Source organism: Zophobihabitans entericus (genome assembly GCF_011745665.1).
Lineage (GTDB): Bacteria > Pseudomonadota > Gammaproteobacteria > Enterobacterales > Orbaceae > Zophobihabitans > Zophobihabitans entericus.
Genome location: NZ_CP050253.1, coordinates 466,341 through 484,366, shown reverse-complemented (window position 1 = coordinate 484,366; position 18,026 = coordinate 466,341). Strand labels below are relative to the sequence as shown.

Genomic DNA, 18,026 nt, shown 5'->3' with positions numbered 1-18,026 from the left:
ATAAAACGCATACTGACTTGATGGAGAGCGTACCTCATAGGTCTTAGCGAGTCCTCGAGCGGGTGCCTATGGGGTGCGGTAGGCCATCAAGTCTCACAGAATAAGCAGCCACACCAAAAAAACACGCTAGCGGGGCGTGCTCCCCGCCCTAAAACCCTGCTAATACCAACAAACAAAAAAATAGCCGACAACATCGGCTATTTTCTCACATATAGAAAGTAATAATCAGGTAATAGGCGCCGGATTGAATACTGACAGAGGATTATGCAGACCCCAATGATCTGACCATGGAATTTTCTTACCACTGGCCACATCAAGAATCATATGGAATAATTCCCAGCCCACATCATCGATCGTTTTCTTGCCAAGTGCGATATCACCAGCGCTGATATCCATAAGGTCAAACCAGCGATCAGCAATCGTATTGCGACTTGCCATTTTAATCACCGGAACCATTGCGAGCCCATAAGGTGTACCACGACCAGAGGTAAATACCTGAACAGTAATACCTGAAGCGACTTGCTGTGTACCACATACAAAGTCACTCGCCGGTGTTGCGGCAAAAATTAGACCACGTTTTGTCGGGCGCTGACCTGGTGATAACACCTCAACAATTGCACTCGTACCTGACTTAGCAATTGAACCCATCGCTTTTTCAACGATATTGTTCAAACCACCTTTCTTATTACCCGGCGTGGTATTGGCGCTGCGGTCAACTTTACCTGAACCAAGATAGTCGTCATACCACTTCATTTCGCGAATCAGTGCTTGTCCAACTTCTTGATTTGCCGCGCGTGGCGTCAATAAATGAATACCATCACGAACTTCTGTTACTTCTGAGAACATCACCGTTGCACCGCAACGAACCAGCAAGTCAGAAGCAAAACCGACTGACGGATTAGACGTCACACCAGAGAACGCATCACTACCGCCACACTGCATACCAACCACAAGTTCAGATACAGGTACAGTTTCACGTTTTCTCTTATTCAGACGCTCTAAATGGCGTTCTGCCACACGCAAAATATGATCAACCATTGACTTAAAGCCACGATGATTTTCATCCTGCAAAATAACAACATCATCTTCTTCAAGTAACTTAATTGGAATCGTATCTGGTGTGCCTTTCAGTAAACGTTCTGGTTGTAACTTTTCACAACCCAAACCAACCACCATCACTTCTCCACCAAAGTTAGGGTTTTTAGCCAGATTATGAATAGAACGAATTGGTACTACAGCAGCCGGTGCATCAATTGCCACGCCACAACCATACAAGTGAGTTAACGGCACAACACCATCAACATTTGGATATTTTGGCAGTAAATCGCGCTCGATGATTTTAGTCACATATTCAACCACACCAGAAACACAGTTTACGCTCATCGTGATACCAAGCAAGTTACGTGTTCCTACAGAGCCATCTTCATTACGATAACCTTCAAAAGTATAGCCTTCAAGTGGTGGCAATGGTGCCGGAACTTTAGTCGCAATAGGCAACTCATGTAGTTCTGGTGCCTTTGGCATACTCGTTACGCCCTCATGCACCCAACTACCTTGTTTAACATCACCAATGGCATAACCAACGATTTCACCATAACGTACAAATTCTTTGCCATTTGGGATGTCCACTAAAGCCACTTTATGGCCTTGTGGTACATGTTCGATTAAAGTGAGGCCATCAGAAAATACCGTACCTGCAGACAGACCACCTTCATTGACAACAATGGCGACATTATCTGAATTATGCACTTTGATATACAGAGGCTTTTCTTCGTTTTGCTTTGTCATCTACACTTACTCCAATGATTAATTACAATTTTTAATTATTATAAATAGTGCCTAATATAACTTCTTGAACGTATCAAACCATGTCCCCAAAAATTAATAAATCGATAATTTCAAAAATTGACTCAGAATGTGATACAGGTTTCACCATTATCGACAATCGCCTAAATAATTAATCATCTTCTTACGATATTTTTGTAACTATGCACAATGATGTTTTATTTTGCCATCCCTTATACTCTTAATCAGCTTATCAAGTTAGTGCATCTGTTTTTACTAAACTGTTTGACTAAGCTAACAGGCTTAAGGTTTACAGCAATTTACAACGAAGAACAAAAGTACAAAACTAAATATATATAATTTGAAATAAAAAAAATTAAACATTAATAAATTTATCTTGGAGTAACACAGTTATGAGTATTGAGACCCAAAACACAATACAAAAACAGAAGCGGACTAATGTTCGCTGGATGATGGTTGTTTTCCTATTTATCGTGACAGCAATCAACTACGGGGACCGTGCAACGCTTGGTATCGCTGGTAAAAGCATGAGTGGTGAACTCGGCTTCGACGCTGCTGCGATGGGCTGGGTAATGTCATCATTTGGTATCGCTTACGTAATTGGTCAGTTACCGGGTGGTTGGTTACTTGACCGCTTTGGTTCAAAGAAAATTTACTTCTTAAGTATTTTCTTCTGGTCAGTATTTACCTTATTACAAGGTACAGTACATTTCTTCATTGGTGCATGGGCACTTATCATGCTTTTCACCTTCCGTTTCTTAATGGGACTAGCAGAAGCACCTTCATTCCCGGGTAACAGCCGTATTACCGCTGCCTGGTTCCCGGCTAAAGAACGTGCGACAGCAGTATCCATCTTTAACTCAGCACAATACTTTGCAACAGTAATCTTTGCACCGATCATGGGCTGGTTAACACATGAATATGGCTGGCAATCAGTGTTCTTCTTCATGGGTGGTATTGGTATTATTATCAGCTTCTTTGCGCTATACATGCTTCACAACCCTAAAGATCACCCTCTTGCTAACGAAGCAGAAGTTCAGTACATCACTGATGGTGGTGGCTTAGTTGACATGGATCAGAAGAAAGCTGATGGCAAAAATCAGGGGCCAAAAATTGGTTATTTAGGTCAATTATTAACAAACAGAATGTTACTTGGTGTATATCTTGGTCAATATTGTATCAACGTATTAACCTTCTTCTTCATTACCTGGTTCCCAATCTACTTAGCAACAGAACGTGGTATTGATATTAAAACAGTTGGTTTCTTAGCGGCAATCCCTGCAATTTGTGGTTTCATAGGTGGCCTTACTGGTGGTGTATTCTCTGACTTCTTAATGAGAAAAACAAACTCACTATCTATTGCTCGTAAAACGCCAATCGTACTTGGTATGTTATTCTCGATGAGTATGGTGTTCTGTAACTATGTTGACTCAATTACTATGATCATCGTCTTCATGGGTATGGCGTTCTTTGGTAAAGGTGTTGGTGCACTTGGTTGGGCTGTAATGGCTGATACTGCTCCAAAACAAATCAGTGGTTTAGCGGGTGGTCTGTTCAACATGTGTGGTAATGCTTCAAGTATTATTTCTCCTGTTGCTATCGGTTATATCGTACAAGCGACTGGCCGTTTTGAATGGGCACTTGTATTTGTTGCGGTTCACGCATTTATCGCTGCATTTAGCTACTTATTCATCGTTGGACCTATCAAACGTATGGAACTTAAAGGCTAATTTGATTTTACGATAGCGAATTAATTCAGTTAATTTGGGGAGTAAGTAATGAGTACACAATCAGTTCCTGTAATTACATCGATGCAAGTTATCCCTGTAGCAGGTTTTGACAGTATGCTTATGAACGTTGGAGGGGCTCATGGCCCCTACTTCACTCGTAACATCGTCATTTTAAAAGATAACGCTGGCCATACCGGTGTAGGTGAAGCTCCCGGTGGTACTACAATTGAAAACGCCTTAAAAGAAGCAATTCCACATGTGGTTGGTCAACCTGTTGCCATTCTTAACCGTTTGGTTAATAACATGCACCAAGGCTACATCAATGCCGACTATGATACTTTTGGCGGTGGCGCATGGACTTTTGAACTACGTGTTAATGCTGTAGCAGCACTTGAGGCAGCACTTCTTGATTTAATGGGTCAACTATTAAATGTTCCGGTAGCAGAACTACTTGGACCAGGTAAACAACGTGATGAAGTGACTGTTCTTGGTTACTTATTCTATATCGGTGACGATAAAAAGACTGACCTTGGTTATCAACAACCAATGACAGGTTCACATGACTGGTATCGCATCCGTCGTGAACAAGCAATGACATCTGAATCTGTAGTGCGTTTAGCAGAAGCCGCCAAAGATCGTTATGGCTTTAAAGATTTTAAAATGAAAGGCGGCGTACTGGCAGGTGAATCAGAGATTGATACCGTAACTCAGCTTAAAAAACGCTTCCCGGATGCACGTATTACTCTTGATCCAAATGGTGCATGGTCATTAAACGAAGCCATTGATCTATGTAAGAACATGCATGACGTACTCACTTACGCAGAAGATCCATGTGGTGCAGAAAATGGTTATTCTGGCCGTGAAATTATGGCAGAATTCCGCCGTGCTACAGGTCTGCCAACAGCAACAAACATGGTTGCTACAAACTGGCGAGAGATGTGTCACTCTATCATGTTACAAGCTGTCGACATTCCACTGGCTGACCCACACTTCTGGACACTAACTGGTGCCAGCCGTGTTGCTCAACTTTGTGATGAATGGGGCTTAACCTGGGGCTGTCACTCTAACAACCATTTTGATATTTCCTTAGCAATGTTTACTCACGTTGGTGCCTCTGCACCGGGTAATCCAACCGCACTTGATACACACTGGATTTGGCAGGAAGGCACTGACCGCCTGACTAAAGAACCATTACAAATCAAGAACGGTAAAATTGCCTTAAATGGTAAACCAGGACTTGGAATTGAGCTGGACATGCAACAAGTTGAGAAAGCTCACGAACTCTATAAACGCTTACCGACCGGTGCTCGTAATGACGGTGTTGCAATGCAATATTTAATACCAGGTTGGAAATTTGATCGTAAACGCCCGGCAATGGTTCGTTAAGATTTATTTATTCGATATATTACAATTAAAATAAAGTTAAATTTGGGAGATTTACAATATGACTACCCCTATCATTAAAGAGATGCAAGTAATTCCTGTAGCTGGTCACGATAGTATGCTACTAAACCTGAGTGGTGCTCATGCCCCTTACTTCACACGTAACATCGTTATCATGAAAGATAATGCTGGTAATGTTGGTGTGGGTGAAGTCCCGGGCGGTGAGAAAATCACTAAGACATTAGAAGATGCTAAGCCGCTAATTATTGGTAAACAAATCGGTGAATACAAAAACATCATGAACGCAGTACGTAATCAGTTCGCTGATCGTGATGCCGGTGGTCGTGGATTACAAACATTTGACCTGCGTACCACAATTCACGTTGTAACAGGTATTGAAGCAGCAATGCTTGACCTGCTTGGTAAACACTTAAACGTAACAGTTGCTTCATTACTTGGTGACGGTCAGCAACGTGACGAAGTAGAAATGTTAGGCTACCTATTCTATGTAGGGGATCGTAAGAAAACTGATCTTCCATATCAAAGCCAGCCAAACGATCCATGTGATTGGTATCGTCTGCGTCATGAAGAAGCACTTACACCAGCCACGATTGCTCGTCTGGCAGAAGTGACTTATGAAAAATATGGCTTTAATGACTTTAAATTAAAAGGTGGCGTACTAAGCGCTGAAGACGAAGCTGAAGCAGTTATCGCGATCAAAAAAGCGTTCCCTAAAGCGCGTGTAACACTGGATCCAAACGGTGGCTGGATGCTTGATGAAGCTATCCGTATTGGTAAATACTTAAAAGACACATTAGCGTATGCAGAAGATCCGTGTGGTGCAGAGCAAGGTTATTCTGGTCGTGAAATCATGGCTGAATTCCGCCGCGCGACTGGTCTTCCAACTGCAACTAACATGATTGCAACTGACTGGCGTCAAATGGGCCATACTATCTCTCTACAATCAGTAGATATTCCACTGGCTGACCCACATTTCTGGACTATGAACGGTTCTGTTCGTGTTGCACAAATGTGTCATGAGTGGGGCTTAACATGGGGTTCTCACTCTAACAACCACTTTGATATTTCTTTAGCAATGTTTACTCATGTAGCAGCTGCTGCACCAGGTAACATCACTGCAATTGATACTCACTGGATCTGGCAGGAAGGTAATCAACGTCTGACTAAAGAGCCTCTGCAAATCGTTAAAGGTATGGTGCAGGTTCCTAAAAAACCAGGTCTTGGTGTTGAAATCGATATGGATCAGATAATGAAAGCTAATGAGCTTTACAAAAATATGGGCCTAGGTGCACGTAATGACGCAATGGCGATGCAATACCTAATTCCAAACTGGACATTTGATAACAAAAAACCGTGTTTAGTTCGTTAATTTAGGAAAAATCGATAAACCTCATTTTGGGGTTTATCTCTCACACTTAAGGGTAACTTCTTATGAAATCAACAACATGCCATAACCAGCTCCGTCAGGACATTCTGAATAGAAAAACGTTATTCGGATGCTGGGCAGCTCTTGGCAGCCCGATCACAACTGAGGTGCTAGGTTGTGCAGGCTTTGACTGGTTATTACTAGATGGTGAACATGCACCAAATGATGTATTAACATTTGCTCCACAACTTATGGCTCTAAAAGATAGCAAAAGTGCGCCAGTTGTTCGTCCTGCCTGGAACGATCCGGTCCTGATCAAGCGTCTTTTAGATATTGGTTTCTACAACTTCTTAATTCCGTTTGTTGAAACAGAAGAAGAAGCTAAAAAAGCAGTTGCCGCAACACGTTACCCACCACAAGGTATTCGTGGTGTATCTGTTTCTCACCGTAGTAACCAATACGGCACAATTACCGATTATTTCAGCAAAATTAATGACAACATCGCAGTAATGGTACAAATCGAAAGCAAAAAAGCGATTGAAAATGTGGAAAAAATTGCCGCTGTTGATGGTGTTGACCTACTGTTTGTTGGTCCAAGTGACTTATCTGCAGGTCTTGGCTATTTTGGTCAACCAGGTCATCCTGAAGTACAAAAAGCTATCCAGCACGTATTTGATGTATGTAAAAAACAAGGTAAAGCGTGTGGTATTTTAGCGCCGGTTGAAGCCGATGCGCGTCGTTATTTAGAAATGGGTGCTACCTTTGTTGGTGTAGGTAGTGATCTAGGTGTCTTCCGCTCAGGCACGCAAGCATTAGCGGATAAATATTTAAAATAATATAGCGATATATTATTTATCACCATAAACAAAGAGGAATATGTAAATGAAAATCGGATTTATCGGTCTGGGTATTATGGGTAAACCAATGAGTAAAAACCTGATGAAAGCAGGTTACTCACTGGTTGTTTGTGACAGAAATCAAGCAGCTGTTGATGACGTTGTTGCAGCTGGCGCTAAAAGTGCAGCAACAGCTAAAGCAGTAGCGGCAGAGTGTGATGTTATCATCACTATGCTTCCAAACTCACCTAACGTAAAAGAAGCCGTACTTGGTAAAGATGGTGTGATGGAAGGTGCTAAAGCAGGTACTGTTATTATCGATATGAGCTCAATCGCTCCACTGGCAAGCCGTGAAATCTATGCTGAAGTCGAGAAAAAAGGCGTAGATATGCTAGATGCTCCGGTAAGTGGTGGTGAACCAAAAGCTATCGACGGTACATTATCTGTCATGGTTGGTGGTAAGAAAGCAGTATTTGATAAATACTATGACATTATGAAAGCAATGGCAGGTTCTGTTGTTTATACTGGTGAAATCGGTGCGGGTAACGTAACTAAACTTGCTAACCAGGTTATTGTTGCTCTAAACATTGCTGCAATGTCAGAAGCATTGATTCTTGCAACTAAAGCGGGCGTAAACCCTGAGCTTGTATATCAAGCAATCCGTGGCGGTCTGGCAGGAAGTACTGTCCTTGACGCTAAAGCACCAATGGTTTTAAACCGTAACTTCAAACCAGGTTTCCGTATTGATCTACATATCAAAGATCTACAAAATGCGTTAGATACCTCTCATGAAATCGGTACATCACTGCCATTAACAGCCGCTGTTATGGAAATGATGCAGGCATTACGTGCTGATGGTCACGGTACATCAGACCACAGTGCTCTTGCTTGTTACTACGAGAAGTTAGCTAAAACTGAAATCAAATAATAAAAACATGTTGGGCATAGCGCCACTATGCTCAACTTAATTTTAGCGGGTTAGATATGAAAATTGTTATCGCTCCAGACTCTTTTAAAGAAAGCCTGAGTGCATTAGAAGTAGCTAAGGAAGTTAAAAAAGGGTTTGCTGAAGTTTTTGATTCTGCTGAGTACATTTTGCTCCCTGTCGCTGATGGCGGTGAAGGTACAGTAGATGCAATGGTGGATGCCCTTAAAGGCACTAAAATTACTATTGAAATTACTGATCCACTAGGTCAAAAAGGACAAGCGTTTTATGGCCTTTCAGGTGATAAAGACCGTGCTATTATTGAAATGGCAGCAGCAAGTGGGCTGGAACGTGTACCTGTAGAAAAAAGAGATCCCAGAATAACAACCTCATATGGTACTGGCGAACTGATTAAAGATGCACTGAGTAAAGGTGTTACGCATTGTATTATTGGTATCGGTGGTAGTGCAACTAACGACGGTGGCGCCGGTATGCTGCAAGCATTAGGCGTGAAATTACTCAACAAGCAAGGTAAGCAAATAGGCTTTGGTGGCGCAGCACTGGCAGATTTAGACAGAATTGATATTTCAGGTTTAGATCCACGTGTTAAAGAGTGCCAGATTGATACAGCTTGTGATGTCACTAATCCTCTTACTGGCCCAAATGGCGCTTCAGCTATCTTTGGTCCACAAAAAGGGGCAACGCCTGACATGATCAAAGAACTTGATCAAAACTTGTCACATTTTGCTGACATTATTAAACGCGATTTAGGTCTTGATGTCGCAACTGTTCCGGGCACTGGTGCAGCAGGCGGTATGGGTATTGCATTACTGGCTTTTTTAAATGCAACCTTAAAACCGGGCATTGAAATCATCACAGGTATGCTGGGGCTTGAAGAGCTAATTAAAAACGCTGATCTGGTGATTACTGGCGAAGGTCGAGTTGATAATCAAAGTGTTAATGGCAAAGTACCGGTTGGCGTTGCTAAGCTAGCACAACGTCACCAAAAACCAGTGATTGCGATTGCCGGTAGCTTAGGTGATAAAGTTGAAATTGTGTATCCTTACGGTATTACCGCGGTCTATAGTGTGTTAAATAAAATTACCACATTAAAAGAAGCCCTTGATCCAAAAACAGCAGCAGATAACTTACGTCTATGTGCCAGAAATGTAGCAGCGACCATAAAAATCGGTATATCACTGAAACATTAATAGCAGTAACTATTTGATATTTAATAATGATCGGTATAGCTAATCAGCTTACGATCGTTATTAAATTTTTCAATCTTTAGTAATACCCCTACTTTTATTATTACTTTAAATTAAAATTTCTCATTTTTATTCATATAGTTAAATATTTACCTTAGATAAAATTCTAAACATTTCCATGAAGTTTAAGTATAATGTGACCTAACCCACTCTGCTCTTATACTCTATTTTGGAGATATTCCACATGTCACAGCATCGTCCTATTCGCCGTGCACTACTCAGTGTGTCGGATAAAACGGGCATTCTTGAATTTGCCAAAGCACTTGTACAAAGAAATGTTGAGTTACTTTCAACCGGCGGTACCGCTAAGTTACTTATGGACAATCATGTCCCTGTCACTGAAGTATCTGACTATACCGGTTTTCCTGAAATGATGGACGGGCGTGTTAAAACGTTACATCCAAAAGTTCATGGTGGAATTTTAGGTCGTCGCGGTCAGGACGATGCCATTATGGAACAACACACAATTAAGCCTATCGATATGGTGGTTGTTAATCTCTATCCATTTGCTGCAACGGTAGCTAAACCTGATTGTACTTTGGCCGATGCGGTAGAAAACATCGATATTGGCGGTCCAACGATGGTACGCTCAGCCGCGAAAAACCATAAAGACGTGGCGATTGTAGTAAACAGTAGTGACTACTCACTTATCATCGATATGATGGACCAAAATCAAGGCTCACTCACGCTTGATTATCGTTTTAATCTGGCAATCAAAGCCTTTGAACACACGGCTCAATACGATGGTATGATTGCCAATTACTTTGGTAAGTTAGTGCCTCCTTACTTTGGCGAAACTGACAAACCTTCTGGCCACTTCCCACGTACTTTCAATCTGCAACTTATCAAAAAACAAGATATGCGCTACGGTGAAAACAGCCACCAACAAGCAGCCTTCTATGTGGAAGAGAACATTAATGAAGCTTCAGTAGCAACAGCAATACAATTGCAAGGTAAAGAACTGTCTTATAACAATATCGCCGATACCGACGCAGCACTTGAATGTGTCAAAGAGTTCAAAGAACCAGCTTGTGTGATTGTTAAACATGCCAATCCATGCGGCGTGGCAACCAGTGATTCTATCTTAAATGCTTACCTGAGAGCTTATCAAACCGATCCAACTTCCGCTTTTGGTGGCATCATCGCCTTTAATCACAAGCTGGATGTTAAAACAGCACAAGCTATTATCGATCGTCAGTTTGTTGAAGTGATTATCGCACCAGAAATTGCCGCAGATGCCCTTGAACTGCTATCCACGAAAAAGAATATCCGCGTTCTGGCCTGTGGCTACTGGCACGGGCGTGTTGCCGGGCTGGATTTTAAACGCGTCAATGGTGGACTGCTTGTTCAGGATCGTGATTTAGGCATGGTCACTCAGGGTGATTTTAAAATTGTAAGTAAACGCCAGCCAACAGAGAAAGAACTGGCTGATGCCCTGTTCTGCTGGAAAGTCGCTAAATTTGTTAAATCCAACGCTATTGTTTACGCTAAAAATAACATGACAATTGGGATTGGCGCCGGCCAAATGAGCCGCGTTTACTCGGCTAAAATCGCCGGTATCAAAGCACAGGACGAAAATCTACAAGTGGCCGGCTCGGTTATGGCATCTGATGCATTTTTCCCGTTCCGTGACGGTATTGATGCAGCAGCTGCGGTTGGCATTACTTGTGTGATTCAGCCGGGCGGTTCAATTCGTGATGATGAAGTGATTCAGGCAGCGGATGAACATAACATCGCGATGATTTTCACTAATATGCGCCACTTCCGTCACTAATTACTCAAAGAGGTCTTAAATGAAAATCTTAATTATTGGTAATGGTGGACGTGAGCACGCGCTGGGCTGGAAAGTAGCACAATCACCGCGTGTGTCACACGTGTTTGTCGCGCCAGGCAATGCAGGTACAGCAACAGAACCCGGCTTAACGAATATTGATATTCAGGTCACTGATATTGACGCTTTGCTCAGTTTTGCGCAAAAAGAAAAAATTGATTTAACGATTGTCGGGCCAGAGGCGCCTCTGGTTATTGGCGTGGTGGATAAATTCCGTCAGGCCGGACTAAAAATCTTTGGACCGACTCAGGCAGCAGCGCAGCTTGAAGGCTCTAAAGCCTTTGCTAAAGACTTTTTAGCCCGTCATAAAATTCCAACGGCTGAATATCAAAACTTTACTGAGATTGAACCTGCGCTGACTTATCTGCGTCAAAAAGGTGCACCAATTGTGATTAAAGCTGATGGCTTAGCTGCCGGTAAAGGCGTCATTGTTGCAATGACACTCAAAGAAGCAGAAGACGCTATCCACGATATGCTGGCAGGCAATGCTTTTGGTGAAGCAGGTCACCGCGTTGTGATTGAAGAGTTTTTAACCGGTGAAGAAGCCAGCTTTATTGTCATGGTTGACGGTAAAAACGTTGAACCAATGGCAACCAGTCAGGATCATAAACGTGTTGGTGATGGCGATACCGGTTTAAATACCGGCGGTATGGGTGCTTATTCCCCAGCTCCCGTGGTGACTGATGCTGTATTTGATAAAGTGATGCAACAGGTTATCTATCCAACCGTCAATGGTATGGCAGCAGAAGGTCACGTTTACACCGGCTTCTTATATGCTGGTCTGATGATCGATGAATCTGGTAACCCAAAAGTGATTGAATTTAATTGTCGCTTTGGTGATCCAGAAACGCAGCCAATTATGATGCGTCTGGAATCTGATCTGGTAGAACTCTGTCTGGCCGCCGTGGACGGTAAGCTCAATACTCAAAAATCGATCTGGGATCCACGCCCTGCGATTGGGGTTGTTATGGCTGCCGGTGGTTATCCGGGCGATTATCGCAGTGGTGATGAGATAACCGGTCTGAATGCTCAGGAAAGCTCTGACTGTAAAGTATTTCAGGCTGGTACTGTACTTAAAAATGGTAAGGTCTGTACCAACGGTGGGCGTGTACTGTGTGTCACTGCGCTGGGCCACTCAGTGCTTGAAGCACAGCAAAAAGCCTATCAGCAAATAAAATCAATTCACTGGCAGGATTGCTTCTATCGTCATGATATTGGTTATCGTGCGATTGCCAGAGAACAGAAATAATACAATAAAATCAAAGGGTTATAAATAATTCACTATCTTATAACCCTTTGATTTATTTGAAGAAATTTTATATATACTAAATATTCTTAATATCTCAATTATCCTTATTCCCAATAATAAAAATTTTTTGTGAAACAGATCACAGAATTGCATCTAATTTGTCTATTTATTTTTTTATTTATATAGAATTACTTTCGAACGAAAGAATTTTAATTTTTAATCAAAACATGAGGCTTGTTATGGAACTCTATTTAGATACCGCTGATATTGCTGCTGTTAAGCGTTTAAACCGTATTCTTCCTATTCAAGGAGTCACTACCAACCCAAGTATTGTCGCTAAAGAGCGTCGTCCGGTGTTTGATGTATTGTCTGAACTACAGGATATTTTGGGTGACAAAGGTCAGCTATTTGCCCAAACAATGGGAAATACCGCAGAGCAAATGATCGAAGATGCGCAAAAACTACGTAACCATATTAAAACTATCGTTGTTAAAGTACCCGTAACTGGAGAAGGCTTAGTCGCTATCAAAGAGTTAACTAAACTCGGTATTCCAACACTTGGTACTGCTGTTTATGGTGCAGGGCAAGGCTTACTTTCAGCTTTAGCTGGTGCTAAATATGTTGCACCATACGTGAACCGTGTTGACGCACAAGGTGGTGATGGTATTGGTATGGTATGTGAATTACAACAACTACTTGAACTACACGCTCCGGACTCAATGGTGCTCGCTGCAAGTTTCCGTACTCCACGTCAGGCACTTGACTGCTTACTTGCTGGTTGTGAGTCAGTGACACTACCTGTTGACGTAGCAGAACTATTTATTGCTGATCCGGCAGTAAATGCCGCGATTGAAAAATTTGAAAGTGACTGGAAAGGTGCATTTGGTTCAACCAAACTTTAATCAGTTACCTAAAATTTATTCGTTTTAGAAAAAAGACTCACTAAAACAAGTTTTATACATAATCTAAAAGGGCTCATAAATGAGCCCTTTTATTTTCTTATCTTACCAATCTGCATTACTTTTCAGCATACAACTTATTTTGGCTGTGCTACTGGTGGTAATTTAATCAGACGTTTTACTTCAATATCAGTTGATGATTTGTTCACATCCACTTTACCGTAGATCTCAATTAAATCTGTTGCTGCAACATTTTGTCCACGCCATACACGGTTATCGATCTCAACACTAATTGTGCCTGAGTCATCTTTAAACGTGTACATCTCATCACCTAATGCTTGCGTGATATAGCCACGTAATAACACTCGGGAATTATCACTAAGCTGTTTGGCTGCTTCAACTGTCTTAACAGCTGCTGATTGACCATTAAAACCACCCATCGGACTACCACCATTTGGATTCATAAAACCACCACCTTGGTTCATCATACCCTGATGGTTCATTCCGCGATGATTCATACCTGAGTGATTCATGTTATTTGAGCAGTAGCCTTGATTATAACCATTGTGATTCATTGGACCGTTATGCGATCTTGCATAAGCCGTTCCGGTGCCGACTAAAGCTAATACAGTTACTAATGCGACGATTTTTTTCATAATTTATATCTCCTGTTTAATATCAGTCTCTTGTGCTTTGATGATTTACATTTAACAGGAAAATAATTAAGCAAATATTAAAGAGAAAAATAAATACTAAATAATTTAAAAAAATCATCTAGTCATTTGAAATAAATAAAGATTTATTTTTAATATTTTTATGAAAATAAAAAAAGCGTGGTCATTAGCCACGCTTTTTTAATGAAAATTAAGATTTATAACCAGGAGAAAACAAACTGCCCTTTCTCAACTGACATTTTTGAAGATGTCGCCAGAGCTAGTCTTTCCATTGGGTTGCTCTTATCCAGCACATACACCGGATTCTCATTGAAATAGAGTTGCAGCGCCTGATTTAAATAAGGTAAAAATGTTGAAGTATTAATAGTCCCTAAACTTGAATTCAATTTATAACTTACCAGTTCAAGATTTTTCAAATAAACCGCACCGGTTTGTTGATCAAAGTTTGGAAGTCCTTTCAGTTCTAAAGAAAGATCAGCATTTTGTGAACCAATCAGAGAAGTAATTAGTGTTTTAGCTGTACCAGATAATTCAACAACGTTAGCTTCGTTACGACCAATATCGATATTTAATTTATCAAAAGACAAATCAATATCCAGCATATTAGCAGCACTAAATTTTTGTACATTTTGACTGGCCGCGCTTTGCAGATAGTGATTTACCAACTGTTCTGAAAGTGCATATTGGGTAATATTTTGGCATCCAACCATGAGCAAACTGAGAAAAAAGAAAGAGAAATAAGTTACAAAGCGTTTCATAATAGCCCTTATAAGTATCAATTTTTATGGGAATGGGGTCAATCGCGATTATATTATGTTTACAGAAAATCACAAGGGATTGATTACGGTCAATAAAAAAATAGGCCGAAGAAAACTTCGACCTATTTATCTATCTCAAAATGCAAAGATTTATAGGAATTAATTACTCACCAAAACCTGTTGCAAATAATTCTCTGATTTCAGCCATTGCTGCAGCTTCGTCTGCGCCATCACAGATGATTTCAACTTCAGAACCACCTTTGATACCAGCGCCAAGTAAACCCATCATGCTTTTTAGCTTGATTGTTTTTTCGTTATAAACAAGTGAAATTGCAGACTCATAACGGCCAGCTAGTTTTGCAAGCATTGTTGCCGGACGAGCATGAAGCCCAGTGCTGTTTTTAACAACCATTTTTTCTTGTAACATGAGTTTTATTCTCCTGTGCTCTCTATGTTAAATCATTAAATTCTACAGACGCACAATTTATCATAGACCAATCCACAGATAAACAAGAATCCGCACAAAAATCTTAATCTTAGCTAAAATGGCGCTTTTTGCTTTACTTCGTTGCTTTATCAGACACCTTATTTGCCAACCAAATACCTGCACAAACACAAACTAAGGCGATTAAGTTTTTCCAGGCAAAAATATTTTCGTTCAAGAACATGGCTGATAATACTACTCCTGAAATTGGCACTAAAAAGTTAAATGGAGCAATAACGCTAACACGGTTATATTTTAATAATACAGTCCAGAGTGCAAAAGCGACGGAAGACAATAACACCAAATACACCATCAGCAGGAAAGAGGTCATCGTTAAGCCAGCTAATGTGCCACCAAATAAGTAACCCACAACACCTAAAATCAAACCTCCCAAACCAAGCTGATAACCAGTTAATACCACTGAATCAACAGACTGAGAGAGCTTTTTACCATAAATTGCTGCCGCAGATAAGATAAAGGCTGCCAGAATAACAGAACCTTCTCCAATTAAGGTGAAACTAAAATCAAAATGTGCAGGATCGATATTCACAATCATCACACCAAGGAAACCGATCAGACAACCGACTGTTTTATTCATACTCAAACGGTCGTTTTTATATAAATAGTGTGCGAGCAAAACACTAAAAAAGGTCGTTGTCGCATTTAAAATGGAGCCTTTCGTACCAGTTGTATAAGCCAGCCCAAGATAAAAGAAAGTATATTGTAGAGCGGTTTGTGTTAAGCCAAGTAAGGCAACTCGTGGATACATACTACGTGGCAGGCTCAGTGAACTTTTATTCACAATTTTAGCAAAGAGTAATAGCAAAAGGCCGGCAAACAGAAAACGATAACCAGCAAAAACTAATTTACCCGGAATATCATCTGCTGCAATATGAAATAGTTCATACCCGTTTTTGATCGCAGGATAAGCACTGCCCCACAAAATACAACATAAGGTAGCACCAAAAAAAACGAATTTACTATTGATGAAAATAGATGATGATTGATTCTGCATATAAAGATAACCTTGTTATATCAATATGTTAACTAAGTTATCTGCAATTCAATGTAATCCCAACATAAAATCTGATTGAGCTGCAGACAATAAAACAGACTAATTAATTAAACCTTTTAATGTATTTCTTCACTTTTAATGATAGTTTTATCTATTGAACAAAACAAAAAATTTACTCAGAAAAATCAAAAAGTTAAAAGCCGGCACATCATATCATAAATAGATAATTCGGATAGCTGTTTTACCCAAATTCAGTTAAATAAAATAATAAACAGATGTTTTGCGGTTCAGTTGTAAAAGGAGTATAAATAAAGACTATTTAAATGAATTAAAAAGATAATCATTATGCGCAGACGAGACCGTGAAATTAAAGACATTAATAAGATTACTGATATCTTAAATCAGGCTGATGTTTTACGTTTAGCGCTGCATGATGGCCAATATCCTTATATTGTGCCGGTTAATTTCTGGTATCAGCAGGATGAAAATCAACATATTACACTCTATGCTCATGGGGCCAATCAAGGCAAAAAGCTCAACCTGATTCAACAAAACCCATCGATTGGATTTGAAGTAGATACCAATCACCAGCTTATTACCGCAGACAAAGCCTGCATGTACTCTTATTCTTATTCCAGTATTATCGGTCAGGGCCAAGCGACACTCATTACTGATCCGCAAGAGAAGATTTCGACCTTACTACAACTCATGCGTAAGAATGTTCCGGATAAGACTTTTACCCTATCAGAAAGTGATGTCAGACCAGTTACTGTGATTACAATTGAAGTGATCTCTTTAACAGCCAAAGAACATGCCATGAAAGCAAAACAAGATTAGTTGAATACTCTTAAACCTACACATTATTTTATTCTGAAAGCCAAAAAAAGTGCCAGCAAGCTGGCACAAAAGGATGAAATAAAAAGAAACATTAATTATAGATTTTATAAAATAACTCTTATTGTGCTGTATAAGCACCATCGATTGATAATGCAGTACCTGAAATGAAGTTTGCTTCATCTGAAGACAGGTAAACATAACCATAAGCGATATCTTCCGGCTCACCTAAATAACCAATTGGATGTTTTTTGATGAATTCAGCATTATATTCATCAATTGTTTGGCCATTTTGTTTTGCATCATCATAAGCCATTGGCGTAATGATATAGCCCGGGTGAACTGAGTTCACACGAATTTTCAGACGTTGTTCACCACAGTAAAGTGCCGCAGCTTTAGTCATTAGCGTTACTGCACCTTTAGCGCCACAATAAGCGAAGAATGCTGCTTCAGCGACTAAACCTTCAATTGAAGATGCGTTAGCGATTGAACATTTTTCACCATTAGTACGCATTTCAGCGATCGCAACTTGCATACCATAAAACACACCAGTTTGGTTAATCGCAACAGTACGATCCCATTCCTGAATAGTCGTTTCTGCGATATCTTTACGATAAGAAATACCCGCATTATTGATTAATGTGGTTAATTTACCGAACGTTTTTTTAGTAAATGCGACACAATCAACCCAGTTTTGATAGTTAGATACGTCTAACTTAAAGTATGCTGCGTTAGCACCTAAATCTGCTGCTACTTTCTTGCCAGCTTCTTCATTTAAATCAGCAATAACAACTTTTGCCCCTTCTTTAATGAAGATACGCGCTGTACATTCACCAATACCTTGTGCTGCACCGGTAATAATTGCTACTTTATTCGTAAGTCTTCCCATTTTTAATACCCCTATATTTATAGATTAAAAATTTATAGATTCAAATTAAATAAAACTC

The 18,026-nt window shown here is 40.3% G+C and carries 16 protein-coding genes; 10 read left to right on the top strand and 6 right to left on the bottom strand.

The features are described 5' to 3' along the window. Window positions 1-225: 225 nt before the first annotated feature. Window positions 226-1,788: a galactarate dehydratase gene (gene garD / locus IPMB12_RS02210; RefSeq protein WP_166914525.1), complete on the bottom strand. Its 1,563-nt coding sequence runs from the start codon at window positions 1,786-1,788 to the stop codon at window positions 226-228. A 410-nt stretch (window positions 1,789-2,198) separates the two neighbouring features. Between garD and IPMB12_RS02205 the strand changes: the two genes are divergently transcribed. The 9 genes from IPMB12_RS02205 (at window position 2,199) to fsa (ending at window position 13,317) form a co-directional block, all read left to right on the top strand. Next, on the top strand, window positions 2,199-3,536 hold the full coding sequence (locus tag IPMB12_RS02205; protein WP_166914523.1) for an MFS transporter: 1,338 nt from the start codon (window positions 2,199-2,201) through the stop codon (window positions 3,534-3,536). Between the two features lie 48 nt (window positions 3,537-3,584). Next, a complete protein-coding gene (locus IPMB12_RS02200) occupies window positions 3,585-4,922 on the top strand; it encodes an enolase C-terminal domain-like protein (protein ID WP_166914521.1) in 1,338 nt (445 codons plus the stop codon). A 58-nt stretch (window positions 4,923-4,980) separates the two neighbouring features. After that, a complete protein-coding gene (gene gudD, locus IPMB12_RS02195) occupies window positions 4,981-6,309 on the top strand; it encodes a glucarate dehydratase (protein ID WP_166914519.1) in 1,329 nt (442 codons plus the stop codon). 62 nt (window positions 6,310-6,371) lie between these two features. Beyond that, on the top strand, window positions 6,372-7,142 hold the full coding sequence (gene garL, locus IPMB12_RS02190) for a 2-dehydro-3-deoxyglucarate aldolase (protein ID WP_166914517.1): 771 nt from the start codon (window positions 6,372-6,374) through the stop codon (window positions 7,140-7,142). 46 nt (window positions 7,143-7,188) lie between these two features. Next, complete coding sequence (gene garR / locus IPMB12_RS02185; protein ID WP_166914515.1) at window positions 7,189-8,070, top strand: 2-hydroxy-3-oxopropionate reductase; 882 nt, start codon at window positions 7,189-7,191, stop codon at window positions 8,068-8,070. Between the two features lie 56 nt (window positions 8,071-8,126). After that, the gene (locus IPMB12_RS02180; RefSeq protein WP_166914513.1) at window positions 8,127-9,278 is read left to right on the top strand and encodes a glycerate kinase; all 1,152 of its coding nucleotides are present in this window, start codon (window positions 8,127-8,129) and stop codon (window positions 9,276-9,278) included. A gap of 241 nt (window positions 9,279-9,519) precedes the next feature. Next, window positions 9,520-11,109: a bifunctional phosphoribosylaminoimidazolecarboxamide formyltransferase/IMP cyclohydrolase gene (purH, locus tag IPMB12_RS02175; RefSeq protein ID WP_166914511.1), complete on the top strand. Its 1,590-nt coding sequence runs from the start codon at window positions 9,520-9,522 to the stop codon at window positions 11,107-11,109. Between the two features lie 19 nt (window positions 11,110-11,128). Beyond that, entirely contained in the window at window positions 11,129-12,415 is a 1,287-nt protein-coding gene (purD, locus tag IPMB12_RS02170) for a phosphoribosylamine--glycine ligase (RefSeq protein WP_166914509.1), read from the top strand. A 239-nt stretch (window positions 12,416-12,654) separates the two neighbouring features. Continuing rightward, complete coding sequence (gene fsa, locus IPMB12_RS02165) at window positions 12,655-13,317, top strand: fructose-6-phosphate aldolase (RefSeq protein WP_166914507.1); 663 nt, start codon at window positions 12,655-12,657, stop codon at window positions 13,315-13,317. A 134-nt stretch (window positions 13,318-13,451) separates the two neighbouring features. Here the strand turns inward: fsa and IPMB12_RS02160 are convergent, their stop codons facing one another. The 4 genes from IPMB12_RS02160 to IPMB12_RS02145 form a co-directional block, all read right to left on the bottom strand. After that, a complete protein-coding gene (locus IPMB12_RS02160) occupies window positions 13,452-13,970 on the bottom strand; it encodes a NirD/YgiW/YdeI family stress tolerance protein (protein ID WP_166914505.1) in 519 nt (172 codons plus the stop codon). A 215-nt stretch (window positions 13,971-14,185) separates the two neighbouring features. Further along, entirely contained in the window at window positions 14,186-14,746 is a 561-nt protein-coding gene (locus IPMB12_RS02155; protein WP_166914503.1) for a DUF1439 domain-containing protein, read from the bottom strand. 163 nt (window positions 14,747-14,909) lie between these two features. Next, window positions 14,910-15,173 carry an HPr family phosphocarrier protein gene (locus IPMB12_RS02150; protein ID WP_166914501.1) on the bottom strand — a complete coding sequence of 88 codons (264 nt, stop codon included), beginning with the start codon at window positions 15,171-15,173 and terminating at the stop codon, window positions 14,910-14,912. Window positions 15,174-15,306: 133 nt separating this feature from the next. Further along, entirely contained in the window at window positions 15,307-16,245 is a 939-nt protein-coding gene (locus IPMB12_RS02145) for a DMT family transporter (RefSeq protein WP_166914499.1), read from the bottom strand. Between the two features lie 345 nt (window positions 16,246-16,590). On the opposite strand from IPMB12_RS02145, the gene IPMB12_RS02140 reads away from it, so the two are divergent. Next, the gene (locus IPMB12_RS02140; protein ID WP_166914497.1) at window positions 16,591-17,082 is read left to right on the top strand and encodes a pyridoxamine 5'-phosphate oxidase family protein; all 492 of its coding nucleotides are present in this window, start codon (window positions 16,591-16,593) and stop codon (window positions 17,080-17,082) included. A 118-nt stretch (window positions 17,083-17,200) separates the two neighbouring features. On the opposite strand, the gene IPMB12_RS02135 is transcribed toward IPMB12_RS02140, so the two are convergent. Then, the gene (locus IPMB12_RS02135; RefSeq protein ID WP_166914495.1) at window positions 17,201-17,968 is read right to left on the bottom strand and encodes a glucose 1-dehydrogenase; all 768 of its coding nucleotides are present in this window, start codon (window positions 17,966-17,968) and stop codon (window positions 17,201-17,203) included. Window positions 17,969-18,026: the final 58 nt, after the last annotated feature.

Bases quoted from the DNA above. Each gene is read 5' to 3' on its own strand.
- IPMB12_RS02135 (WP_166914495.1), bottom strand. From the start codon at position 17,968: ATGGGAAGACTTACGAATAAAGTAGCAATTATTACCGGTGCAGCACAA.
- IPMB12_RS02200 (WP_166914521.1), top strand. From the start codon at position 3,585: ATGAGTACACAATCAGTTCCTGTAATTACATCGATGCAAGTTATCCCT.
- garD (WP_166914525.1), bottom strand. From the start codon at position 1,788: ATGACAAAGCAAAACGAAGAAAAGCCTCTGTATATCAAAGTGCATAAT.
- gudD (WP_166914519.1), top strand. From the start codon at position 4,981: ATGACTACCCCTATCATTAAAGAGATGCAAGTAATTCCTGTAGCTGGT.
- garL (WP_166914517.1), top strand. From the start codon at position 6,372: ATGAAATCAACAACATGCCATAACCAGCTCCGTCAGGACATTCTGAAT.
- IPMB12_RS02140 (WP_166914497.1), top strand. From the start codon at position 16,591: ATGCGCAGACGAGACCGTGAAATTAAAGACATTAATAAGATTACTGAT.
- IPMB12_RS02160 (WP_166914505.1), bottom strand. From the start codon at position 13,970: ATGAAAAAAATCGTCGCATTAGTAACTGTATTAGCTTTAGTCGGCACC.
- IPMB12_RS02145 (WP_166914499.1), bottom strand. From the start codon at position 16,245: ATGCAGAATCAATCATCATCTATTTTCATCAATAGTAAATTCGTTTTT.
- IPMB12_RS02180 (WP_166914513.1), top strand. From the start codon at position 8,127: ATGAAAATTGTTATCGCTCCAGACTCTTTTAAAGAAAGCCTGAGTGCA.
- IPMB12_RS02150 (WP_166914501.1), bottom strand. From the start codon at position 15,173: ATGTTACAAGAAAAAATGGTTGTTAAAAACAGCACTGGGCTTCATGCT.
- IPMB12_RS02205 (WP_166914523.1), top strand. From the start codon at position 2,199: ATGAGTATTGAGACCCAAAACACAATACAAAAACAGAAGCGGACTAAT.
- fsa (WP_166914507.1), top strand. From the start codon at position 12,655: ATGGAACTCTATTTAGATACCGCTGATATTGCTGCTGTTAAGCGTTTA.
- purH (WP_166914511.1), top strand. From the start codon at position 9,520: ATGTCACAGCATCGTCCTATTCGCCGTGCACTACTCAGTGTGTCGGAT.
- purD (WP_166914509.1), top strand. From the start codon at position 11,129: ATGAAAATCTTAATTATTGGTAATGGTGGACGTGAGCACGCGCTGGGC.
- IPMB12_RS02155 (WP_166914503.1), bottom strand. From the start codon at position 14,746: ATGAAACGCTTTGTAACTTATTTCTCTTTCTTTTTTCTCAGTTTGCTC.
- garR (WP_166914515.1), top strand. From the start codon at position 7,189: ATGAAAATCGGATTTATCGGTCTGGGTATTATGGGTAAACCAATGAGT.